We start from the raw sequence: 23,376 nt of genomic DNA on the forward strand, positions 1-23,376 counted from the left end.
CAAAAGTAATTTTTACATAAAATAGCACGGTCGGCATTTAACATAATAGGGTAGAGGGATGAGATTAAAGCCTGTAGTAGTGATGATGTTGCTCGCGAGTGCAGGCAGTAGCCTGGCAGCCGGTAGCCTGAAAGACGCGGTCGAACAAACCGTCCTTAAAAACCCCGAAGTGCGCGCCAAATGGCTGGGCTACAAAGCTTCCAGCGATGAGCAGGACGTTGCCAAGGCCAATTACTACCCGCGCGTTGATCTGAATGCCTACACCGGCATGGAAAAACAGCAGCGCCCGACTGGCAATAAAGGCGGCGCTTTTGGCCATAGCGGCGTTAATCTTGAATTGCGCCAGATGCTGTTTGACGGCTTTGCCACCCAAAGCGAGGTGCGCCGTCTGGGCTATGGCAAACTGACCCGCTATTACGAATTGCTCGCCGCCAGCGATATGGCCGCGCTGGAAACCGTTAACGCCTACCTTGATGTGCTGCGCTACCGCGAGCTGGTTGAGCTGGCCAAAGACAACTACGCCATTCACAAAGAAACCTACGATCAGATTACCGAGCGCGTGAGCGCTGGCGTGGGCCGCCGCGTTGATCTGGAAACCGCCACTGGCCGTTTGGCGCTGGCCGAATCGAACTGGCTCACGCAAGCCTCCAACCTGCACGATGTCTCTGCCCGCTACGAGCGCCTGACTGGCTCGCTGCCCGCCGCCGACATGAGCAAGCCCGGCAGCCTGGCTGCTGCGCTGCCTGCAGACGCCGCTGCCTTGCGTGCGCAGCTGGTGCACAATCCGCAATTTAAAGCCGCCGTTTACAATATCCGCGCCGCCCGCGCCGACGCCGAAAACAAGCAAAGCGACAACTACCCCACCTTCGAGCTGCGCGCCAGCCAGGGCCTGGACTGGAATCGTGACAATGTCGATGGCAGCTACAAAGACGGCGTCGTTCAGCTGGTGATGAACTACAACCTATTCCGTGGCGGTGCCAGCAAAGCCCGCGCCAGCCAGTACGCCGAACAACTGAATATCGCTTACGAAATGCGCGACAAAACCTGCCGCGACATTCGCCAGACCACGCAGATCGCCTGGAACGACACCTTCCGCCTGAAAGAGCAGCTCAGCTACCTCGACCAGCATGTGCTCGCCACCGAAAAATCGCGCGACGCCTTCCGCCGCCAGTTCGACATCGGCCAGCGCTCATTGCTGGACGTACTCGATACTGAAAACGAATTGTTCGAAGCCAAAATCGCGCTGGTCAAAGCCGACTACGACTACCAGCTCTCGCACGCCCGCGTGCTGGCGCAAACACACCAGCTGCTCGCCACCTTGCAACTGGCCCCATTGGAAAGCAGCGGCCCGGACGACAATCTGGGTGACAATGTCAGCGACGACGAAAAAGTGGCCTGCGCAGGCGGCATGATCGACAGCGTCAAGCTCGATCGCGACGCCGCCATGGCCGCCCGCCCTCCGCGCACCGCTGTCGTTGCCGAAGTGACCCCCACACCGCAGCCAGCCCCTGCCGCGCCGGGCAGCAACTGCGACAAAGCCATCAGCGATCTGGTCGGCAACTGGTCCGCCGCCTGGTCAGGCAAACAGCTTGACACCTACCTGAGCCTCTACGCCGCCAGCTTTGAAGCCAGTGGCGGGCGCACCCGCGCCGACTGGGAAACCAAACGCCGCGCTCGCGTTGGCAAGGAAGGCAGCATCACGCTCAAGCTGGACAATCAGACCTGCAAGATGAGCGGCAAAGACCGTGGCGAAGTGACCCTCACGCAGCACTACAGCTCGAAAGACTACAGCGACACCGTGCAGAAAACGCTGGAGCTGGTGCAAGAAGGCGGCAAATGGAAAATCAGCCGCGAACGAGTCACCAGCGGGCGTACCGAGTAATCACGCAGCAACAGGTATTGCCATGCAGGCCAATATGCAATTGGCCTGCAAGCAAATACCCCTTAGTGGCTCACCCCGGCGGTGAGCCGTTTTTATTTCAGTCGGTGCTATCTGTTACCATCGGCACTACTGTATTTCGACATCGTGTTATGAAACTGAATATCATCGCCGTCGGCCATAAAATGCCTGACTGGATTAGCGAAGGCTACAACGAATTTGCCAAGCGCATGCCGCGTGATTTTGCGCTGACGCTGACCGAGCTCAAGCCCGATAAACGCATCAGCGCGCGCACGCCACAGCAGGTGATGGCCGAGGAAGCCGAGCGGATTCTGGCGGCAATTCCGCACGACGCCCGCGTGCTGGCGATGGACGAGCGCGGCGCGAACTGGACGACGATGAAGCTGGCTGAAAACATGAAGCAATGGCAAATCGATGGCCGCGAAACGGTGTTTATCATCGGCGGTACCGACGGACTTGACCCGAAAATCAAGCAACGCGCCGACCAATTATTGCAACTCTCGGCGATGACGCTACCACACGGCATGGTGCGCGTGATGCTGGCCGAGCAGTTGTATCGTGCGGTATCAATCCTGAATAATCATCCTTACCATCGCGAATAATGACTCAACTTTATCTGGCTTCCGGCAGCCCACGCCGCAAAGAACTCCTCGCGCAAACCGGCGTGATTTTCGAGCGCATCGCCGCGCCGATTGATGAAACCCCGCAGCCCAATGAAAACCCACGCGATTATGTGATCCGCATGGCGGTGGAAAAAGCCGAATCGGGCTGGCGGCATTTACTGGAGATGGGCTTGGCGCTCAAACCGGTGCTGGCGTCTGATACCTCGGTGGTCTTGGGTGATGAAATCTTGGGCAAACCGCTTGATGCGGCTGATGCAAGTGTAATGCTGGCTAAACTATCGGGCACCACGCATGAAGTGCTCACCAGCTTGGCGCTGCGCACCGAAGCCGGCGTTGAAACGGTGCTGAACGCGAGCCGGGTGACGTTTGCCACGCTGAGCGAGGCGCAAATCGCGGCCTATGTCGCCAGCGGCGAACCGATGGACAAGGCGGGCGCCTATGGCATCCAAGGCGTCGGTGGTTTGTTTGTCGCGCATCTGGATGGCAGCTACACCGGCGTGATGGGTTTACCGCTGTATGAAACGGCGCAACTGATCGCCAAGCAAGGCTTGGGGTTTATGGCGGCATAATGCTGTCAGAGATGGTTTGTGGTATATGCCCGCAGCTCATTTAATGATTGATCTACATAAATATACCCCCTAAGGAAGCAGTATGACTCAGCATGTTTTTGAACTCTGCAACGAATATATCGCCCTGTGTGATTTACTGAAAGCCGTATCAATTGCCCCATCCGGTGGCATTGCCAAAATGATGATCGCCGCCGGCGATGTGCAAGTTGATGGCCAGATTGAAACCCGCAAAACCGCCAAAATCCGCGCCGGAATGGTAGTGAGTGCGCTGGGGGAGACGATCAAAGTCGTTTGATATGTAATTTGGGTTGCTTTGAAAATATATCTTCAGACCGACAAAACGCGGGCTGTACTGCTGTATTGGCCCGACGGCTGATTTTGCGTGGGGTGCCGAAAAAATGGAATTTAAATAGGGAGAAAATTTTCTAGTAACTTGCCCATGAAAGCCCGGTTTCTTGCCTATGATTGAGACTGCCCGCCGTTGCGTCGCAATGGCACTGTGTCTCTGACCGGCCTGCTTTTCAGTGGAGCACCCCAATGAATACATCATTCCTTGCATTTCCTCTGTCGTATGCTCTGCTATGCGCAGGCTTTTTCCCAGTAGTACTGAAGGCGGCTGACACCGTCGAGCCGGAACCACCTGCCGAACGCAATTTTGAGGCCGAGTTCTCTGCCAACCAGTCCGATCCATTCGGTTTTGTTGCAACCGGAGAATTAACCGGACTCTTGGGGGAGCAGTATCCTGTCTATTCCCGTCTGCAGCTGGGGCAGAATTATCGTGAATTGCTGATGCGGGCGGGGCTGCCATTATTTGGCCAGCAAGGTTTGATTGTTTTAACCGGTCGTGGTCTATATTCGCGTCAGGAGTATGATTTTGGTTCTTCTTTGACCAAAGCGTGGACTCGCGAATCGACTTTCGGCATTGATATTAGTGGCAAGCTGTTTGGCTTTAAAACGGGTGCCTACGGTAGCTATAGCAAGGCTCCGGCTAAAGACTTAGGGAGCGTGTTACAAACCATAGAAACGGATGATGTTTATCGGCAATATCTGCAACCACGGCGTTTGTCGGGTAATCGGGACTGGTCTGGCGGCCTTATGCTTAGCGGTGTAGTTAATCCGACTTTGCGTACTAGCCTGAGTCTGGGGGTTCAGCGGGTTGAGCGTATTTTAAGTAGTGGCACCCAAGTAAATACCGGCATGACGAGTAGTCTGGCCGTGGATTGGCTGCCTGGTGGCGGTAGTATGCTCAATGTGAATGGCAATATTAGTCGTGACACTTATGGCGCGAACATTCGCTTCTATTACCCTATAGTTCGTCAGGTTTCGGCATTTGTTCAATGTAATGGCAGCCGTTATCGCGCAAGTCGCGATAATCAGCTTGCATGCGGGGTCGGTGTGCAATACCGTTTTGGCGCCTCGCCCGCGATAACTACGTTTGAAACCGATACTCCAGATACCTTTACTCCGCGCGAATTGATGGATCAAACACGCCAGATCCCGGTGTATGCAACCCATAGCACTACGCCGGTGCAGGTAGATAACACGGCCAGCCCAATACTGCTGACAGAAATCAGCAAATCCGGCCTAGATGACAATAGTTCATTTGACCGGCAAACCGGTGATATTGTGGTTACGACAAACAGTAATCTGGTCTGTGGTAGTCCGCTGCGATTTACTCGTATCATGGGAGGCAGTGAGGCTAGTTTGCCTCTGAGTCTGCTTAGTACTAATCCGTCCAGTACGCCACAAGTGATCCGCTTCGATACACGTGGTTTGCGTCCTTATCTGCAGGGAGGGGCTGCTCCTGCTACATTCATCGCCAGTTTTGAGCAGTGTACGGTGACTTTGACCAGCTCTGGAGAGCAGCTGATCATCCGCAGCGTAACGACCAAACCCAATCTGCCGGATTCACCCTCAATGCTGCAGGCACCATTAGTGAGTATCACGGGGACGGCCAGTTTAAGTATCAGTAATCGCCTGACTGATCCGGATGGTTTGCGTAATATTGAATACCTGCTGTATTCAGCTAGAGGCGAGCTGATTGGCCGCAATAGCAGTGGCAGTTTTAGTGGATTGAACGCTAATACAGTCTATCAGGCTCAGACCCGCGCCGAAGCGTTGAATAAATCAACTGGGGTCTATAGCCAGATTACCTCTCCATTGACTACAGCACAAACACAGGCCGCGACGCCGCCTGTTGTTGGCAATGTGCCGGATCAGAATGGCCAGGTTGGCAGCGCAATATCGCTGACTCTGAGCAACTTTGTCACTGCAAGTAATGGCGATGCAATTACCGGCTACATGCTAAGTGGAGCACTGCCATCCGGTCTGGTTTTCGATAGTACTAGCGGGGTGCTAAGTGGCACGCCGACTGCTGTTGGCTTTGCCACGCTTAGCCTGAGTGCAATGGATAAGGATGGTGTGTCAAATAGTGATAGTTTTGTACTGACAATCGACCCCGCTCCCGTACCGCCCGTGGTGGCCAGTATTCCTGATCAGATAGCGCAAGCGGGTTCCGCGTTTTCCTTGAATCTGGGTAGTTTTGTTAGCAGTACGAATGGCGATGCAATTACGAGCTATATGCTCAGTGGTGCTTTGCCATCCGGCCTAGTTTTCAATAGCAACACGGGTATATTGAGTGGCACGCCGATCGCAGCAGGGACAGTAACACTTGATTTTAGCGCTGCAGATAAAGATGGTGTTTCAAATAGTGATCGTTTTGTACTGACAATCGCACCTGCTCCCGTACCGCCCGTGGTGGCCAATATTCCTGACCAGACCGGACAGGTTGGTTCCGCATTTTCGCTGAATCTCGGCGGTTTTGTCGCCGCTACAAATGGTGACGGAATTACTAGCTATATCCTAACTGGTGCTTTGCCATCTGGCTTGGTTTTCAATAGCGGCACGGGGATATTGAGTGGCACGCCAATAGCGGCTGGGACGGTAACACTCAGTTTTAGTGCCGCTGACAAAGATGGTGCTTCGAATAGTGATAATTTTGTACTAACCATTATTCCTGCGCCCGGCACTCCTCCGGTTGTTGGTTCTATCTCGGATCAATTTTATAACTTTGGCACCTTCTCGCTCAATTTGTCCAATTTTGTAACGCCAACCGATGGTGATCCGATCTTGAATTACAGCTTGAGCGGCTCTCTGCCCGCTGGCCTGAATTTCAATTCATCTACCGGTGTCATTTCTGGCCTTGTGAGTGACACTTCCGGTCTGGATTTCCCGCTTAGTTTTTCGGCAACAGACAAGAATGGACAATCCAATGTTGTTTCTTTTACGCTGATTAACAGTTTCTAAGTGAAGGATAAGCAGCTTGGTTTCGGGGGTGGTGATGTGTTCCCATGAGTATATGCGAGGGTAGGTTAAACAAATAAGTGCAATAAGGGATTGATCTTGCATGAGTTGATACTGCCAGAGGCAGATCGTTTCCCCAACAATTTTACTGAAAAACCTGACGATATCTTCGATTAAACCGAATATTAATCTGTCTTTATCTTATTTAATCTTGTAAGTGCTGCTGCGGCCTTGATCGACAATTTTGACGAAAACCGTGCAGCGCACATAACAAACAGACGAAGAGGGTAAACATGGTTTTTCTGAGAGATATCAGGGTGGTGTTGGGGGTTGCTGGTGATTGCAACCGGTATTCTGGTGCATTTTTTTGTTGCATCGGTGGCCGCCAATCACGTGGGCGTTGAATTTAACAGGATTGACGGCCGTGTCGAGCCTGTGCCTTTATCGAGTGGCTGGCACATCATCGGGGTTGGCACCAGCGTGGTCGAATTTCCGACCTTTACGCAGACCTATACCTGGACGCAGCAACGGGGCGAGAGCGCGGGTGGCGATGAATCGATGAATTTTCAGGTCGCCTCCGGTGTGGTGATTAATGCGGATATCAGTATTTCTTACAGCATTGATTCAAGTAAAGCGCCTGTGCTGTACCAGAAATATAAACGCGGTTATGAAGAAATCACCAGCCAGATTATCCGCAATGCTATCCGCAATGCGCTGAATAATTATGGTACAGCCTACGATGCCGAAGGCCTGCTGGCTGGTGGCAAAATCCGTCTCGCTGAGCAAGTACGGGCCAAAATTAATCAGGAAATGAATCAATACGGCATCGTGGTTGAGCAATTTGGTTTTGTGAACGAAATGCGCTTACCGCCCAATATTCAAAACGCGATCAATGCCAAGATTCAAGCCACGCAAGAGGCGCTGCAATCAGAAGCTTTGCTGCGCAAAAACCAAGCCGATGCCGCCAATGCGGTTGCGGTAGCCAAAGGTAAGGCCGAGGCGAAAATTGCCGAAGCCGAGGGGGACGCTAAAGCGCTGGAAGTGGTCGGTGAAGCGATCAAGAAATACGGCGCCGAAGCGGCGCAAGTGAAAAACCAAACGCTGTGGATTGAGAAATGGAATGGCCAATTGCCAACGACAAGTTTGGGCAATAACACCACGGCGATGGTGGGCGTGAAATAAGTATCTGGAAATAGCAAAAAATACCCCTGCAACGATTTAGCGGCAGGGGTATTTATCTTTTGGCTATGCTCAATATGGCTTTCGAAGGTATACCTATTCCAGTATCCCTTCGGCCACATTGCCCCACGGGCTGTCTTCAACGTAGATTTTTTTGCCTTTGAATTTGAGCTTTAGGCTGTAGCGTTCGTATTCTTCGGGCGGGAAGCTTTCGATCAACAGCGTTGTTTTATCCTGCCATTGCATCCGCGCTGCGTATTGGCTGTTCGGTGCAGACTTTACTGCTTCGTTGTTGACCGGATATTGATACGTTGAGTATTTCCATTCACCTGCAAAGCCAGTAGGGATTTTTTCGATAATGTGTGGCATGTCTTTTAGGTGATATTCAAGTGTCGCTTGATCTTTTGCTAGCGTGAACTTGATTTTAGATAGCCAAAAATCATTAAAACGAATTGCTTTATGGTGCAGTTTCTTTTCCAGCGGTGAGCGCAAAGTGCTTGCCGCAGCGCCTTGTTCAAACTGGCTGATCTGCTCTGCTAATTGTTGCGTAGCGGCTGGATCGCTGGCGGCCGATGTATCACTTTGTAAAAAGCGCTGACCGACTTGATCAAGCCCAATCACGTCCATTTCTTTGAGCGGGCTTTTGGCCGTCATCACCATCGTGATATTTTCTTTGGGTAAAACCGCAATCGTTTGGCCACCCCACCCATTGCTGCGTACCAGCCCTTGCCGACCCACCACTGTGCGCCGTAGGCAGGGATGTTAGAAAATTTACCCACCGTGGCTACTCGCTGTTGCGTACTGTAGGTAATCCATTGTTGAGGAATGATTTGCTGGCCTTGCCACTTTCCTTGCTGGCGGTAGAGCTCGCCAAATTTGAGCATATCGCGCGGCAAAATATACAGGCCGCGACCGCCACCATATTGACCATGCTTGTTTTGTACCCAGCGGGTATTTTTGATGGCCAGCGGTTTAAATAGTTTGGCTTCGGCGTAATCGGCCAATGGCATACCTGTGGCCGCGCTAATCAAGGCGCCGAGCAAATCCGACTCGGCGCTGTTGTAGGTAAATTGACCGACTTTATCGGAGTTAATCGGATAGCTTAAATACGCTTTGATCCAATCGTCGGCCTCGCGCACTTTGCCCCAATCATTGAAGGCGCTACCAAAATATTCACTTTTCCATTCAACGCCGGTCGACATGCTGGCCAATTTTTCAACCGTTAGGATTTTGGCGTTTGGCAATTCAGCATACTGCGGCAGGATGTCGGCTACGGTGTTGCTGAGTTTCAATTTACTCTCGCCAATCGCGATGCCGAGCAAGGCCGAAACGACGCTTTTGGTTACCGAATTGATCTGATGCACGATATCACTGCGATTGGGGGCGGCGTAGGCCTCGAGCACGATCTGGCCATTGCGCGCGATAATCACGCTATCGACATTGGTGCCCGGCGTTTGCAAATACTTCATCATATTCGCCAATTTGCTTGAGCTAAGGCCTTGGCTTTCTGGGCTGACCTGATCGAGTGATGCGGCAAGACTAGGGTTGGTACAGATTAGAGAAAAGGTACTGGCAATAAGGAAGGGCTTCATCGGCAAATGTTCAATGGCTGTCATTAAAATTTCTCAGATATTTTGTCTGGTTTAATTATTACAGCAATCAAGGTTTACAGATTCAGCCGATTACGCCGGTTTGTAGCCCCTGCCCAAGTGTAGCTATTGAGCTAAAGTCCATGCTGCGGCTGTGCCGTATAGACAAAAGCCAGACAAGGCACGCTGTGCACTGTCTGGCTTTTGGAGATGGCTTGAACAGGGGTTGCGACTATTCAATCATCTCTTTGTAGGCGTACCACGTGGCGTGCCCAAGTAGTGGGAAGATCACAATCAGGCCGACCAGATAGGTGGCAAAGCCAATTGCAGTCAGGATAACGATCAGTGCGGCCCAAATCACCATGGTGCTGATGTTTTCTGCTACAGCACGCAGGCTTGTCATCATGGCTGTAACACTATCTACTTCTCTGTCGGCCAACATCGGGATCGATACGGCAGTCAGTGCAAAAACAAAGCAGGCCAGCAAGAAACCTGCTGCCCCCCATACCAGTGTGAAATTGAGGTACTCGCCAGTTAGTGCCTCAATGATTGAGGCTCCGACGGGCACCTGGCCGTTGTATAACAATGCAAACAGAATGGCCGAGACACGCTCCCACGCAATCGCTACCATGCCCAGTATCACACCCAGAAATGCGATCTGGCTCAGATTGCGGGTCACGTCACGCAGCGATTGCATAAATGAGGTCGTCCGGCCTTCTTCCCGCTCGCTGGTCAGCTCGTAAATACCAGCAGCAGCCAAGGGCGATAACAGCAGAAAACCGGTGATCAGTGTGGTAAAGAAATGGCCGTTTGGATCGGCGATGCCCAGCATCAGCCAGCCCACAGTAGTAATGATGAGTCCATATGCCAAGCTCGGGCCGGGATGTTGCAGCAAATCGGCCATCCCCATTTTCAGCCAAGCCAGCGGGCGATCGGCTGTGACTTTGCGGGTTTTGGGCAGCGTGAAGTGTTGATCCAGTTCGCTTAAATGCAGGTCCATGATCATGCTCCCGAGATAGGCTTTGAGAAGGCGGTAATGATTCTTGTTAGACCGGATTGAAGCAGGATGTTGGTTCGAACCGACGGGCGGCTATGTTGCGATGCAATAAAAACTGGCTAAGAATCAATAACTTGCCAGAGCTGGAAACTTTGCTAGCTTATAGAAAAGCGCTGCTGGTTGTCAGCAGGGGCGGAGATTGCAGCGATGAACCTTTCTTGTCGTCATCACCGAAACATCTGCATTGCCATCGCCAGTGTGGCCACTGTGCCTGTAATGGCAGCAGGCGAATTCTGGACATTCACGCCGCCAGCGAGCCAGATGGCGCTGAATATCGAAGGCTTACATAGCTATCTGATGGTGGTGATTCTGGCGATCTTTGTGCTGGTGTTCGGCTTTATGTTTTATGCGATTTTGCGACACCGCAAATCACTGGGGCATGTGGCCAAGCCATTCCACGAAAACGTTACCATCGAGATTCTGTGGACCCTGATTCCTGCCATTATCTTGTTGGCCATGGCTTGGCCAGCCGCCAGTGTGGTGCTGGCGCAGAGAGACACGCGGGGTGCAGCCATGACGATCAAGGCCACAGGTTTTCAGTGGTTCTGGTCTTACGATTATCTTGATTACGGTTTTGGCTTCAAGAGCAAGCTGGCTACGCCACGTGCCCAGATTGATAATCATCACGGTGAAGGGCAGGCCAAGGGCGAGCATTATCTGCTGGAAGTTGATCATGAAGTGGTGGTGCCGGTTGGGCAAAAAATCCGCATTTTGACGACTGCAAATGATGTGATTCATAGCTGGGGCGTTCCCGCTTTTGGCGTCAAACAGGATGCAATTCCCGGCTTTATCCGTGATACCTGGTTTACTGCCGACAAAATCGGCACTTTCCGTGGTCAATGTGTTGAGCTGTGCGGCAAGGATCATGCCTTTATGCCGATTGTGGTGAAAGTAGTCAGCCAGACCGACTTCAAGCAGTGGGTGGCCGAGCAACAAGCTCGCGCCAAGGCCATGAAGGACGACCCGAACAAGACCTGGACTCAGCCCGAGCTGCTGGCGCGCGGCAAGCAGGTGTACGAAGCCAATTGTGCTGCGTGCCATAAAGTGGACGGTACTGGCGGCGGGCCTTTCCCCAGCATGGTGGGTTCTAAGCTGGTTACAGGTGATAAGGCCGGGCATGTACAGATGGTGCTCAATGGCAAAAATGCGATGCCAGCCTGGGCTAGCTTGTCCGACGTCGAGATTGCCGCTGTGATTAGTTACGAGCGCAATAGCTGGGGCAATCAAAGCGGCTTTGTATTGCCTGCCGAGGTTCGGGCAGCCCGAGGAGCGAGTCAATGAGCACAGTGATCAAGGCGGCAGATACAGTTGATACTCACGGGGTAGATACTCATGGGGGGCATCACGCTGAACACCATGCTGGATGGGTGCGCTGGCTATATGCCACCAACCATAAAGACATTGGCACGCTTTATTTGTGGTTTGCCTTTGCCATGTTCATTACCGGCGGAGTGATGGCGCTGGGCATCCGAGCCGAGCTGTTCCAGCCCGGATTGCAATTCTGGCAGCCCGAATTCTTCAACCAGCTCACCACCTTGCACGGCATTATCATGGTGTTTGGCGCGATCATGCCCGCGTTCACTGGCCTGGCCAACTGGATGTTGCCGCTGATGCTGGGCGCGCCGGATATGGCGTTTGCGCGGATGAATAACTGGAGCTTCTGGCTGCTGCCTCCTGCGGCTGCACTGCTGCTGATTTCGTTGTTTGTCCCCGGTGGCGCAGCGGCTGGCGGCTGGACTTTGTATCCGCCGCTGTCGGCGCAAGCTGGGATGGGGATGGATCTGGCGATTTTCAGTATTCACCTGCTGGGTTTGAGCTCGATTATGGGCTCGATCAATATCATTACCACCATTCTGAATATGCGTGCGCCGGGCATGACACTATTGAAAATGCCTTTGTTTGCTTGGACATCGCTGGTGACCGCGTATCTACTGATTGCTGTGGCACCCGTGCTGGCCGGGGCGGTGACCATGTTGCTGACCGACCGGCATTTCGGCACCCATTTCTTTAGTGCTGCTGGTGGTGGTGATCCGGTGTTGTTCCAGCATATTTTCTGGTTTTTCGGCCACCCCGAGGTCTACATCATGGCCTTGCCCGCGTTCGGGATTGTTAGCCAGATTATTCCCACCTTTGCCCGTAAGCCACTATTTGGCTATGTCTCGATGGTGTATGCCACCTGCTCGATTGCCATTCTGTCGTTTATGGTCTGGGGCCATCACATGTTTTCAGTCGGCATGCCCGCTACGGCGCAGCTGTTTTTCATGTTTCTGACCATGCTGATTGCCGTGCCAACCGGAGTCAAAGTATTTAACTGGATCGCCACCATGTGGCAGGGTAGCCTGACTTTTGAAACGCCGATGCTGTTTGCGATTGGTTTTGTCTGCCTGTTTACCGTTGGCGGTTTTTCCGGGCTGGTATTGTCAATCGCGCCGGTCGATACGCAAATGCACGATACCTATTATGTGGTCGCGCATTTTCACTATGTACTGGTCGCTGGTGCTTTGTTTAGCCTGTTTGCCGCGGTGTATTACTGGCTGCCGAAGTGGACGGGCTATATGTATCACGAAGGCCGCGGCAAGCTGCATTTCTGGTGGTCGATGGTCTGGTTTAACGTCACCTTCTTTCCAATGCACTTTCTGGGGCTGGCCGGTATGCCACGGCGTATTCCGGATTACGCCTTGCAATTTACCGATTTCAATACGGTAGCCAGCGTGGGAGCATTCTGCTTTGGTCTGGGTCAATTGCTGTTTTTTTATAATGTGATTCATACCATTCGTGGTGGAGTAGGGCCCGCGCCTGCGTCTCCATGGGAAGGCGGCAATACACTGGAGTGGGAAGTCGCCTCGCCTGCGCCGCACCACACTTGGGAAAGTCCGCCGGATATTGAAACAGTCAGGCGCGGCCTGATCGCGCAGGCCGTGGAGGAAAAACCGTGAATTCGAACATCAAAACAGCACTTAAACTCACTGCTCTGGCGCTGCTGTTTTTCTGCCTGGCTATTATCAGGCAGCTATGGGTATTGAGCTAAAGGCTAGATGAATATTGCTCTGCAGCTCATTACATGGGTGGGTATGTCATGACCTCAAGCACTGCGCAACGCAAAAATCAGGTGTTGGCCGTCAAGCTCGGCCTGCTGGCCTTGCTGATGTTCGGCTTTGGCTATGCCTTGTCGCCGTTTTATGCCGCCTTCTGCCAATGGCTAGGAATAGATCGCGCCGATGCCAGCCTCACCCGGCCCGGTACATCGATCCGGGTAGAGTTTGACGTGAATGTCGCACCCGGTCTGCCCGTGGCGATGCAGGCACTCGATGGCGTGGTGACCGCGCAGGCGGGTGGCTTGCTCAAATCCCGCTTTGTGCTGCGCAATGATAGTGACCAAGCGCTCACGGTGCGGGCGGTACCCAGCTTTGCGCCGGTCCGCGCTGCTGGTTTGCTGCAAAAGCTGGAGTGTTTCTGCTTTGACGCCCTGACTTTGCAAGCACGCGAAACGCGCGAAGTGACGGTGGTGCTGCTGATCGCCGAGCAGTTACCGCTAGAAATGGGCGCTGCCACCCTGTCATATAGCCTGCAACGCGGTGCTGCCGCCGGGGCGGGCTAGGGGATGTGGGATAGCATACGCGCGGTTCTGGCTGCATTTTTTGGGGTGCGCAGCCGCGAGCAGGCCCGGCAGCAATTCAAACCGGTGCAGTTGATTATGGCCGGGTTGTTGTGTGCGCTGCTGCTGGCTTTGCTGGTGTATGGCGTTGTGCAGTATCTGGTGAGCAGAGCAGGTCTGGACTGAACTCGGGGGTGGAGTATGAATGTCGAAAACGGAGTCCATGACGCGCACTATTATGTGCCGCCACCGTCGCGCTGGCCGATTGTCGGCTCGGCCGCTTTGTTTCTGCTGGGGCTGGGGGCGGCCTTGTCGATCAACCAAGTTGTGCTGGGCAACTGGGCCTTGCTGGCCGGGTTTGCCATTCTATTCTGGATGTTGACTGGCTGGTTTGGCGATGTGGTTCGCGAATCCGAAGCAGGACAATATGGGCAGCAGGTTGATTACTCGTTCCGCTGGGGGATGAGCTGGTTCATCTTTTCCGAGGTGATGTTTTTTGCCGCGTTTTTTGGCGCCCTGTTTTATACCCGCCTTATCTCAGTGCCTGAGCTGGGGCTGGCTGGTGATACGCAAAGATTGCTCTGGCCTGCTTTTCAGGCAGGCTGGCCACTGGAAACCGGCCCGAAAGCGGCTGATTATGCCGCGATGCATCCTTTGGGCTTGCCAGCGATCAACACGGCGCTGTTGCTAACGTCGGGAGCCACACTCACCTGGGCGCACTGGGGCTTGCTGCAGCAGAAACGCCAAGTATTAAGCCGGGGCTTGGCCGCGACCATTGCACTGGGTGTGCTGTTTCTGGGGCTGCAGGCGTATGAGTATCACCACGCCTGGACCGCGCTGAATCTGACACTGGCATCCGGTGCTTATGGCGCGACGTTTTATCTGCTGACCGGCTTTCATGGCATGCATGTGCTGGTGGGGACGCTGATTTTGATCACCATGTGGTTGCGCGTGCAACGTGGGCATTTCACGCCCATGCAGCATTTCGGTTTTGAAGCTGCGGCGTGGTATTGGCACTTTGTCGATGTGGTGTGGCTGCTGCTGTTTGTGCTGGTCTACTGCCTGTAAAGCAGGTCCCGCCCACACGCCCAATGACACGTGTCTGCTTCACCTGAATCTTGCGCTGGGCTCGCTATAAATTTCTCTATAAATAAATAAGTACAGCAGCGATTGAATGACGCTAATGGATGAAATAGCGACTAAGCAGTAGCAAGACAAACAGCGCTATCGACAGTCCTACGCGCCAGGCCAGCATCTGCCACATTGGCTCGGACGCACCGCGAATCAAACGCAGCAAGGCCTGCCCGAGGGCAAGCAAGATGGCAAGGAGGAGCACAATGACCACAATTCTCATACCGGATTCTCCACATCTGCCTGCCGGACAGCACCGAGACGACGGGCATTCCCGCCATTCACGCGGAGCTGCCATTTTGCTTTCCATGATTGTGCTGACCCTGTGTCTGGGCGTCTGGCAGCTATGGCGCGCTTACGACAAGCATAGGCTACTCAACGAGATTGCGCGGGTACAGGCTTTGCCCGAATTAAGCTGGGAGCAGGGCGTGCCGCCAGTCTGGCGGCATGTTCAGTTGCAGGGGCGCTGGCTTGGCCAGCATGAAATCTGGCTTGATCATCGCACCCAGGCTGGCCGCGTCGGCTATCACATCATCACGCCATTTTTACTGAAAGATGGCACGATCCTGATGGTTAATCGTGGCTGGTGGCCAGCGAATGAACAGGCACAGCCGCCCGCGGCCAAAGGCATGCCGCCAGTGGTGGTACAGCCCTGGCCGCGTTATATCGAGCTGGGTGCTGCTCCTGTGCAAGGGCGCGTTTTTCAGAATCTAGATCCGGGGCGATTTGCCGCCTGGGCTTATCTGCCTTTTCCTGCAGCCTATGTGCTCGCCCGCGAATCGGCACCAGGCTTGAGCCCGCTGGCGGCCGAGCGTCCCTTTGGCGTTGAGCGGCACTTAGCCTATGCGGTCAGCTGGTTTTTGCTGGCCGGAATTGGTAGCCACCTGTTCCGGCGTTATCAACGAGGAGGTATAGGGGTATGACGTTGCAGCATAGAAACAGAATGATTTTGCTGTCGATACTCGGTATGTGTATTTTGCCCATTCTACTGGCCCAACTGGCGTGGCAATGGGCCAGGCCACAAGGCGGGAGCAGTTTTGGCCAATTACTGGCTCAGCCCTTGCTTGAACCGGCGGTGCCGCCGGTGTGGCAATTACTGGCTTACTCTCAGGATGGATGCGGAACTCAAAGCCATGAGCTGGCGCAGTGGGCAGGGCAGCTACAAAAGGCGCAAGGGCGCGTGCAAGAGCGGATCAAAGTGGCCGCCTGTCCGTCTTTGCCGTCGTCAATGCAGAGTGGTATTTATCTGATTGACCCGCACGGCAACGCGGTCTTGCGCTATACGCCGACGCAGCTGGCCGAGGCGGGTGGGCGACAGGCTGCGCTGCGCGAAATTGGTCGGGTGCTGAAAAACAATCCGGGGCTTTAAATGAGCAAATTCAGCCGTTCCCTTTTGTTGCTGTGTATCGCCTGGACTGCCGTGCTGATGACGCTGGGAGCCTATGTGCGGCTGGAAGACGCCGGGCTGGGTTGCCCCGACTGGCCGGGCTGTTACGGGCACCTGACTGTGCCGGATGAACATCACGAGCTGCTGCATGCCGAAAACCGCTTTGGCATGCCGGTTGATATTGGCAAGGGCTGGAAAGAAATGATTCACCGCTATGTTGCGGGTGGGTTGGGTTTGCTGGTGCTGGCCTTAAGCTTGCTGCTGGCGCGTGAACGCAGGCAGCATGGCCAGCCTGTTTGGCCAGCTTTGCTGCCGCTGGTGCTGGTGCTGGTGCAGGGCGCTTTTGGCATGTGGACAGTCACGCTGAAACTGATGCCTGTGGTGGTCACCGCGCACCTGATCGGCGGCATGCTGATTCTGATGTACTTATTGTGTCTGGCGGCTCGCGACATGCCTGGCTGGCCGTGGCCGGCAGCGCTGCGCCCTTTATGGTTGCTGGCCATTGCGCTCGTTGGCCTGCAGATTGTGCTGGGGGGCTGGGTCTCGACCAATTATGCCGCGCTGGCTTGTGATGGGTTTCCACAGTGTCAGGGGCGCTGGGTGATGAGCGAGGGCTTGCTGGAAGCCTTGCGGCCAGATCGTGCGCTGGGTGTCAGCGCCGACGGCCAGCCGCTGATGATGCATCATCTGGCCGCGATCCACTGGTTGCACCGGCTGGGGGCATTATTGGTTTCGCTCACGCTGTTGTTGCTTAGCTACCGCTTATGGCCATTGAGTGCGCGCTATGCCCTGCTGATTCTGCTTGCCTTGCTGCTGCAAGTGGGCTTGGGTATCGCCAATGTCCTGCTGGGATTGCCGCTCTGGCTGGCTTTGGCGCATCACAGTGGTGCAGCCTTGTTACTGGCGATACTGCTGTTTGGCTTTGCCCGGTACCGGCCCCAATTTCACGCAGTGGTCGTGGCGCCGCTGAGCCGCTTGGCTGCTGAATCCGGCGTAGCCTGAGTTTAAATTTCTGGTTTGCATCTGCATCTTCATCTGTAGCAGGGGGGCGAAAATGGCTGTTTCAGAGCTAAATACACCGCAGTTGGGGCTGGCCTTATTCCGTCTGGGTAAGCCGCGTGTTGTCGCACTGATCGTTTTCTGTGCCTGGATCGGCATGTTGCTCGCCAGCAGCAACCAGTTTCGTCCCGGGGTGATGCTGGCCGCGATTCTTGGCATCGCTCTGATTGCCAGCGGCGCAGCCTGTGCCAATTGCCTATTTGAAATTGAACGAGATGCGCTGATGCTGCGCACCCATTTACGGCCTTTGCCGCAAGGGATGATCAACTGGCAGTGGGCAGCGGCGTATGCTTTATTGCTCACGGTGAGCGGGGCATTTCTGCTCGGGCAGTTTGTAAATACCCTTACCCTGTATTTAACGCTAGCTACCTTTATTGCTTATGCTGTGGTCTATACCCGCTGGTTAAAACCAGCCAGCCCGCAGAATATCGTGATCGGCGGCGCTGCTGGCGCCATGCCGCCTATTCTGGGCTGGGCGGCGATGACCGGGGAAGTTTCAGCCATCGCGGCGTCGCTGTTTTTGATCATCTACGCCTGGACGCCACCGCATTTCTGGGCGCTGGCGCTGTACCGGATGGAGGATTATCGCAAGGCGGGCTTGCCCATGCTGCCCGTGACCCATGGCCGGGCTTTTACCCGGCTGGCTATCTGGCTATATAGCTGGATTTTGGCTGCCACGACGCTATTGCCCGTGGCCGTCGGATTTTCGGGCGGGGTTTATCTGCTGGCGAGTCTGGGCTTGAATGGCTGGTTTTTGCTGGGAGCGTGGCGGGTGTATCGCAGCGACGCTGATGAGGATGCCCGTCGCTTGTTCCGTTGTTCAATCTCGTATCTGGCGTATCTGTTTCTGGCCTTGCTGATCGATCATTATGTTTTTGCCCTTTAAAACATGCTGATCATTTCCTGGCAGGCTTCATCCATTTCACTGCACAGATCGGTGTACTTGGCGTGGCTTAGTTCTTTGGGCTCGTGCAAATCGGGCAGATCCAGTTTTTGCATTTCGGCAAAGCCACCAGCAAACAGATTGGCCACGTAGATCACTTCACCCAGATTGCGCGGCGTATCAATAAAGGGGCGTGGCTGGTCGATTTCATTGACTGCTGCAACCACTTCTTCAGGCAATCCTAGCGAGTCGAGCAAGATGGTGCCAACACTCTCATGCCATTGCGCAACCAGATATTCGACGGTTTTCGGGCGCTCGGATAATTCGGGGTAGCGTCCGGCGCGGTCAAGCATGAAAAATGCGCCCAGATCGTGCACCAGCCCGGCCAACATGGCAATTTCGGGGTTAACACGGGTCAGGCGTCGGGCAATCACGCGGGCGATCATCGCCGTTTTCAGGCTGTGGATCCAGAACCAGTTGGCGGTATTGTCAAAGGCGCTTAATTCGCGCGATCTGACCAGTTGCTGCATCGCGCAAGCCAGCGCGGTCGAACGCGCGGTTTCCATGCCAAGGCGGGCGAGGGCCGAACCCAAATCCAGGACCATTTTACCCATCGGGTTGTAGACGACCGAATTGGCCAGCTTGAGCAATTTAGCCGTGATCAGCGGGTCTTTCTGGATCTCATGCACAATGCGTTGAACCGACGCGGTTTTACTCTTCATGACCGTGCTGATTTGCACCGAGGCGTCAAAACAGGTCGGGAAAATCACTTCATTCTCAAGCTCCTTGGCAATGTCGATCAACATGCTCAAGCGCTCATCATGCAGCTGTTCCGGTGTTTTATTGGCATATTGCAGAATGGACATGATTTTCAATTCTGAAAAGTCGATACACCAGCATAGTTAATGTCTGCGCCCAGTACAAAATTTGTTGCGATGCAAAAATGGCCGGATGGGCGATCAGGGACGGGGAAAGCGATGGCGCCTCCCGTCCCGTACTGGATCAGAGCGCAATGCTCTCGATGTGATGGCAGGCAATCATGCGATTGGCCAATGGGCGTAGTGGCGGCACCTCGGCCCGGCAACGCGAGTCGGCGTAGGGGCAGCGGGTGCTAAAGGCACAGCCAGTGGGGGGATTCAGTGGCGATGGCAGCTCGCCGGTGAGCTTCATTTTGGCGCGGCGGTCTTCCTGCCGGATTGCCGGAGTGGCCGACATCAGCGCGCGCGTGTACGGGTGCAGCGGCTGCTCGAAAATGGTTTTCTTGTCGCCGTATTCAACGGTGCTGCCGAAATACATCACCATCACATCGTCGGCAATATGTTCGACCACCGCCAGATTGTGGCTGACAAACACATACGCCGTGCCCAGCTCGTCCTGCAGATCCATAAACAGATTCAGAATCTGCGCCTGAATCGATACATCCAGCGCCGACGTTGGCTCGTCAGCCACCAGCACGGCGGGCTTGAGCATCATTGCGCGGGCAATCGCAATCCGCTGGCGCTGCCCGCCGGAAAACATATGCGGGTAGCGGTGATAGTGCTCGGGGCGCAGCCCGACAATGTTGAGCATCTCGCGAACACGCTCTTCACGTTGCTGCGCATTCAGATCGGTATTGAGCAGCAAAGGCTCGGCCAGCATGCTGCCAATCTGTTTGCGCGGATTCAGGCTGGCGAATGGATTTTGAAAAACCATCTGCACCTTGGGGCGCAAGGCTTTGAGTGCTGCGGCATCGGCGTTGGCGATATCTACACCGTCAATCACCAGATGGCCCGAGCTGGGCTCTTCGATCAATGTGAGCTGACGCGCCAGCGTCGATTTGCCACAGCCCGATTCGCCGACGACGGCCAGCGTTTTGCCTGCGGCAAGCTGGAACGACACATCGTTCAGCGCTTTGACCGTAGCATGGCCTTGCATAAATCCACGGCTGACGGTGTAGTGCCGCGACAGCCCCTTGGCTTCCAGAATGTTATTGGGTGTATTTTGATTATTCATGGGTGGGTATCCCGCTGGAGTCCAATGGGGTAAAGCAGCGTACGCTAGTACCCATTAGGGGTAATAGAGCAGGCTTGGTGCTGCGGCAGGTGTCGGTGACGTAAGGGCAGCGCGGGCTGAGTAAACAGCCTTGTGGCCTATCGTATTGGCCAGGGACGACCCCGGCCAGCGTTGACAGGCGGCGCGCGCCCTTGCTGTGTTCCGGAATCGACGAAAGTAGCGCCTGGGTATACGGATGGCGCGGCGTGGCAAACAGTGCATCGGTGGCGCTGCTTTCAACGACTTCACCGGCGTACATCACCACCATGCGTTGCGCCACTTCGGCGACGACGGCCAGATCGTGCGTAATCAGAATCAGCGCCATCTCATTCTGTTTCTGCAGATTGACCAGCAGCTCCATGATTTGCGCCTGTACCGTCACATCGAGCGCGGTGGTTGGTTCGTCCGCGATCAGGAGTTTGGGCTCGCAGGCAATCGCCATCGCGATCATGACGCGCTGGCTCATCCCGCCCGAGAGTTGGTGTGGATAGGCTTCCAGCCGTGATTTGGCATCAGGGATTTCCACTTGTTCGAGCAATTCCAGCGCCCGGCGTCGTAATGCTGCGCCGCGTAGCGGGGTATGCAGCTTGAGCGTTTCCATCAGCTGAAAGCCCACGGTATACGCCGGATTCAGGCTGGTGAGTGCATCCTGAAAAATCATCGCAATGTCTTTGCCGATGATCCGACGCTTTTGCGCCGCTTTCATGCCGAGCAAATCCTGGCCGTTAAACTGCAGGGCATCGGCGGTGACGCGGCCCGGTGCATCGATCAGGCCCATCATCGCCAGCATCGTCACCGATTTGCCCGAACCTGATTCGCCGACGATGCCGACGATTTCGCCACGGTTGACCGTCAGATCAAGGCCGGAAACGGCGTGAAACGGCTGCGCTGTGTTGCCAAAGCTCACATTGAGATTGCGAATGTCTAATAAACTCATGCTTGGACCCTCAGGCTAATTTTTTCAGTTTCGGGTCTAGCGCATCGCGCAAACCATCGCCCAAGAGATTGAGCGCCACCACGGTCAGCAAAATCGTCACGCCGGGCATGGTGACTACCCACCACGCGCTGTCGATGTAATCACGCGCCGACGCCAGCATGGTGCCCCACTCGGGCAGCGGCGGCTGTGCGCCCAGCCCCAAGAAACCCAGCGCCGCAGCGTCGAGAATCGCTGATGAAAAGCCCAGCGTGCCTTGTACGATCAGCGGTGCCATGCAATTGGGCAGTACGGCGTTAAACATCAGACGCAATTTGCCCGCACCGGCCAGCCGGCTGGCGACGACATAATCTTTATTCAGCTCGGTCATCGCCGATGCGCGCGCTAGACGAACGTAAGATGGCAAAGACACAATCGCAATGGCCAGCATGGTGTTCAGCAGGCCCGGCCCCAGCACGGCCACGACGGCGACCGCGAGCAGCAAGGAGGGCAGCGCCAGCATAATGTCCATCAGACGCATAATGCCGTTGCCGAGCATTTTCGGATAAAACGCCGCCAGCAAACCCAGCACGATGCCGGGCAGCATCGACAATGCCACCGAGACCACGCCGATCATCAGGCTCAGGCGTGCGCCGTGCATCAGCCGCGACAGAATATCCCGCCCCAGCTCGTCGGTGCCCATGATATGCAGCCAGCTGCCACCGCTAACCCAGACGGGTGGCGTCAGCAAGGCATCGCGGTATTGCTCGATGGGTGAATGCGGCGCCAGCCACGGCGCAAACAGCGCGGCAATGACCAGCAGGCCGAAGAAAATCAGCGCAATCAGCGCGCCACGATTGGCGCTGAACGACTGCCAGAATTCCTTTAATGGTGAAGGGTAGCTCAGTGCGCCAGCGGCATCGTTCAGTGTTGTTTGAATAGGTGTGCTCATACTTACCTCGCGTGGCGGATGCGTGGGTTAATCACTCCGTAGAGGATGTCCACCAGCAGGTTGACGGAAATCACCAGGGTGGCGATCAGCAAAATGCCGCCCTGTACGACGGGATAATCACGGCGGGAAATCGAATCGATCAGCCATTTGCCAATGCCGGGCCAGGAGAAGATGGTTTCGGTGAGCACCGCGCCAGCGAGCAGCGTGCCCACTTGCAGGCCGATCACAGTGACCACAGGCATCAGCGCATTGCGCAAGGCGTGCACGATCACTATGCGCGTGCGGCCCAGCCCTTTGGCGCGGGCAGTGCGGATATAGTCTTCGCGCAGCACCTCCAGCATGGCCGAGCGTGTCATCCGGGCAATCACGGCCATCGGAATCGTTCCCAATACCACGGCGGGCAGCACCAGATGGTGCAGCGCCGATTTGAAAGCACCTTCTTCACCCGAGAGCCAGGTGTCGATTAGCATAAAACCGGTGACCGGATTGATGTCATATTCCAGCGCGATTCGGCCGGAAACCGGCGTCCAGCCCAGATGCACCGAGAACAGCATAATCAGGATCAGCCCCCACCAGAAAATCGGCATCGAGTAGCCGGTGAGCGCACCGCCCATCGTCACGTGATCAATCACTGTGCCGCGGCGCGTCGCCGCCAGCATGCCTGCGGGCAGGCCGATGGCACAGGCAAACATCATCGCGCACACGGATAGCTCGACGGTGGCCGGGAATAATTTTAGAAATTCGCTCAGCACTGGCTCTTGCGTCACAATCGACTGGCCGAAATTGCCCTGCAGCACATTGAGCACATAGTGCCCGTATTGCACATACAGCGGCTGGTCCAGCCCGAGGCGCTGCATGGCGGCGCGATAAAACTCGGGGTCGATCTGGCGCTCGCCCATCATCACCAGAATCGGATCGCCCGGAATCATGTGGATGAGCGCAAAAGCGAGCAGGGTCACGCCGATAAAGGTCGGAATGACGACCGCGATGCGGCGTAAAATGAAACTAAACATGCTGACTCTCCCAGCAAAATGCGCGGCATTTCGCAGCGGGTTGGCAAGCAGTGGCGTTTCTGCAGCGGCCGGCGTTGGCGCACTGGATGCGCGGGGCGTCAGTGCGGGCTCTGGTGTGCAGAAAGCAGCCTGGCTACTTGTTTGGAAAAATCGCAGCCCGGTGGCGGGCTTGCAGGGTATATCAATATAGCC

At 55.1% G+C, this 23,376-nt stretch carries 24 protein-coding genes; 15 read left to right on the forward strand and 9 right to left on the reverse strand.

Translation table 11 applies throughout. The features are described from left to right. The first annotated feature begins 58 nt into the window (after positions 1-58). The 6 genes from ABHF33_RS08940 (at position 59) to ABHF33_RS08965 (ending at position 7,577) form a co-directional block, all read left to right on the forward strand. Complete coding sequence (locus tag ABHF33_RS08940; RefSeq protein ID WP_348943638.1) at positions 59-1,882, forward strand: TolC family outer membrane protein; 1,824 nt, start codon at positions 59-61, stop codon at positions 1,880-1,882. A gap of 149 nt (positions 1,883-2,031) precedes the next feature. Next, the gene (gene rlmH / locus ABHF33_RS08945) at positions 2,032-2,502 is read left to right on the forward strand and encodes a 23S rRNA (pseudouridine(1915)-N(3))-methyltransferase RlmH (RefSeq protein WP_348943639.1); all 471 of its coding nucleotides are present in this window, start codon (positions 2,032-2,034) and stop codon (positions 2,500-2,502) included. Further along, positions 2,502-3,092, forward strand: a complete 591-nt coding sequence (locus ABHF33_RS08950) for a Maf family protein (protein WP_348943640.1) — start codon at positions 2,502-2,504, stop codon at positions 3,090-3,092. Before rlmH ends, ABHF33_RS08950 begins: the two co-directional genes overlap by 1 nt. Before the next feature lie 82 nt (positions 3,093-3,174). Then, positions 3,175-3,387, forward strand: coding sequence for an RNA-binding S4 domain-containing protein (locus tag ABHF33_RS08955; RefSeq protein WP_348943641.1), 213 nt, complete (start codon positions 3,175-3,177; stop codon positions 3,385-3,387). A gap of 242 nt (positions 3,388-3,629) precedes the next feature. Next, positions 3,630-6,398 carry a putative Ig domain-containing protein gene (locus ABHF33_RS08960; RefSeq protein ID WP_348943642.1) on the forward strand — a complete coding sequence of 923 codons (2,769 nt, stop codon included), beginning with the start codon at positions 3,630-3,632 and terminating at the stop codon, positions 6,396-6,398. A gap of 333 nt (positions 6,399-6,731) precedes the next feature. Further along, on the forward strand, positions 6,732-7,577 hold the full coding sequence (locus ABHF33_RS08965) for an SPFH domain-containing protein (RefSeq protein ID WP_348943643.1): 846 nt from the start codon (positions 6,732-6,734) through the stop codon (positions 7,575-7,577). Between the two features lie 93 nt (positions 7,578-7,670). Here the strand turns inward: ABHF33_RS08965 and ABHF33_RS08970 are convergent, their stop codons facing one another. From ABHF33_RS08970 to ABHF33_RS08980, 3 genes are all read right to left on the reverse strand, one after another. Further along, complete coding sequence (locus ABHF33_RS08970) at positions 7,671-8,234, reverse strand: hypothetical protein (protein WP_348943644.1); 564 nt, start codon at positions 8,232-8,234, stop codon at positions 7,671-7,673. Next, positions 8,228-9,190 carry a serine hydrolase domain-containing protein gene (locus ABHF33_RS08975; protein WP_348943645.1) on the reverse strand — a complete coding sequence of 321 codons (963 nt, stop codon included), beginning with the start codon at positions 9,188-9,190 and terminating at the stop codon, positions 8,228-8,230. Before ABHF33_RS08975 ends, ABHF33_RS08970 begins: the two co-directional genes overlap by 7 nt. Before the next feature lie 205 nt (positions 9,191-9,395). Continuing rightward, positions 9,396-10,163, reverse strand: a complete 768-nt coding sequence (locus ABHF33_RS08980) for a DUF2189 domain-containing protein (RefSeq protein ID WP_348943646.1) — start codon at positions 10,161-10,163, stop codon at positions 9,396-9,398. A gap of 204 nt (positions 10,164-10,367) precedes the next feature. Here ABHF33_RS08980 and coxB point away from each other — a divergent pair, with 204 nt between their 5' ends. From coxB to ABHF33_RS09005, 5 genes are all read left to right on the forward strand, one after another. Beyond that, positions 10,368-11,501 (forward strand): cytochrome c oxidase subunit II, encoded by a 1,134-nt coding sequence (gene coxB / locus ABHF33_RS08985; RefSeq protein WP_348943647.1) that lies wholly within the window; start codon positions 10,368-10,370, stop codon positions 11,499-11,501. Beyond that, entirely contained in the window at positions 11,498-13,156 is a 1,659-nt protein-coding gene (gene ctaD, locus ABHF33_RS08990) for a cytochrome c oxidase subunit I (protein ID WP_348943648.1), read from the forward strand. The genes coxB and ctaD overlap by 4 nt, the downstream gene beginning before the upstream one ends. A 140-nt stretch (positions 13,157-13,296) precedes the next feature. Beyond that, on the forward strand, positions 13,297-13,818 hold the full coding sequence (locus ABHF33_RS08995) for a cytochrome c oxidase assembly protein (protein ID WP_348943649.1): 522 nt from the start codon (positions 13,297-13,299) through the stop codon (positions 13,816-13,818). Positions 13,819-13,821: 3 nt separating this feature from the next. Beyond that, on the forward strand, positions 13,822-14,001 hold the full coding sequence (locus ABHF33_RS09000; protein ID WP_348943650.1) for a DUF2970 domain-containing protein: 180 nt from the start codon (positions 13,822-13,824) through the stop codon (positions 13,999-14,001). Between the two features lie 15 nt (positions 14,002-14,016). Continuing rightward, positions 14,017-14,883: a cytochrome c oxidase subunit 3 gene (locus tag ABHF33_RS09005; protein ID WP_348943651.1), complete on the forward strand. Its 867-nt coding sequence runs from the start codon at positions 14,017-14,019 to the stop codon at positions 14,881-14,883. Between the two features lie 112 nt (positions 14,884-14,995). On the opposite strand, the gene ABHF33_RS09010 is transcribed toward ABHF33_RS09005, so the two are convergent. Further along, positions 14,996-15,169, reverse strand: coding sequence for a DUF2909 family protein (locus tag ABHF33_RS09010; protein ID WP_348943652.1), 174 nt, complete (start codon positions 15,167-15,169; stop codon positions 14,996-14,998). Here ABHF33_RS09010 and ABHF33_RS09015 point away from each other — a divergent pair. Genes ABHF33_RS09015 through cyoE form a run of 4 tightly spaced genes read left to right on the forward strand, consistent with a single transcriptional unit; the run spans position 15,153 to position 18,278 of the window. Then, positions 15,153-15,869 (forward strand): SURF1 family protein, encoded by a 717-nt coding sequence (locus ABHF33_RS09015; RefSeq protein ID WP_348943653.1) that lies wholly within the window; start codon positions 15,153-15,155, stop codon positions 15,867-15,869. The two genes, ABHF33_RS09010 and ABHF33_RS09015, sit on opposite strands and share 17 nt — an antisense overlap. Then, positions 15,866-16,315 (forward strand): hypothetical protein, encoded by a 450-nt coding sequence (locus ABHF33_RS09020; RefSeq protein WP_348943654.1) that lies wholly within the window; start codon positions 15,866-15,868, stop codon positions 16,313-16,315. The genes ABHF33_RS09015 and ABHF33_RS09020 overlap by 4 nt, the downstream gene beginning before the upstream one ends. After that, the gene (locus tag ABHF33_RS09025; protein WP_348943655.1) at positions 16,316-17,335 is read left to right on the forward strand and encodes a COX15/CtaA family protein; all 1,020 of its coding nucleotides are present in this window, start codon (positions 16,316-16,318) and stop codon (positions 17,333-17,335) included. It abuts the gene before it with no gap. A gap of 52 nt (positions 17,336-17,387) precedes the next feature. Next, on the forward strand, positions 17,388-18,278 hold the full coding sequence (cyoE, locus tag ABHF33_RS09030) for a heme o synthase (protein WP_348943656.1): 891 nt from the start codon (positions 17,388-17,390) through the stop codon (positions 18,276-18,278). Here the strand turns inward: cyoE and ABHF33_RS09035 are convergent. From ABHF33_RS09035 to ABHF33_RS09055, 5 genes are all read right to left on the reverse strand, one after another. Continuing rightward, a complete protein-coding gene (locus ABHF33_RS09035) occupies positions 18,275-19,141 on the reverse strand; it encodes an HDOD domain-containing protein (RefSeq protein WP_348943657.1) in 867 nt (288 codons plus the stop codon). The genes cyoE and ABHF33_RS09035 overlap by 4 nt on opposite strands. Before the next feature lie 136 nt (positions 19,142-19,277). Next, complete coding sequence (locus ABHF33_RS09040) at positions 19,278-20,267, reverse strand: peptide ABC transporter ATP-binding protein (RefSeq protein WP_348943658.1); 990 nt, start codon at positions 20,265-20,267, stop codon at positions 19,278-19,280. Further along, positions 20,260-21,243: an oligopeptide/dipeptide ABC transporter ATP-binding protein gene (locus ABHF33_RS09045; protein WP_348943659.1), complete on the reverse strand. Its 984-nt coding sequence runs from the start codon at positions 21,241-21,243 to the stop codon at positions 20,260-20,262. The genes ABHF33_RS09040 and ABHF33_RS09045 overlap by 8 nt, the downstream gene beginning before the upstream one ends. Positions 21,244-21,253: 10 nt before the next feature. After that, positions 21,254-22,171 (reverse strand): ABC transporter permease subunit, encoded by a 918-nt coding sequence (locus ABHF33_RS09050; protein WP_348943660.1) that lies wholly within the window; start codon positions 22,169-22,171, stop codon positions 21,254-21,256. Between the two features lie 2 nt (positions 22,172-22,173). Next, positions 22,174-23,184, reverse strand: a complete 1,011-nt coding sequence (locus ABHF33_RS09055) for an ABC transporter permease subunit (RefSeq protein WP_348943661.1) — start codon at positions 23,182-23,184, stop codon at positions 22,174-22,176. Between the last annotated feature and the right edge of the window lie 192 nt (positions 23,185-23,376).

This window comes from Chitinibacter sp. FCG-7 (assembly GCF_040047665.1).
GTDB lineage: Bacteria > Pseudomonadota > Gammaproteobacteria > Burkholderiales > Chitinibacteraceae > Chitinibacter > Chitinibacter mangrovi.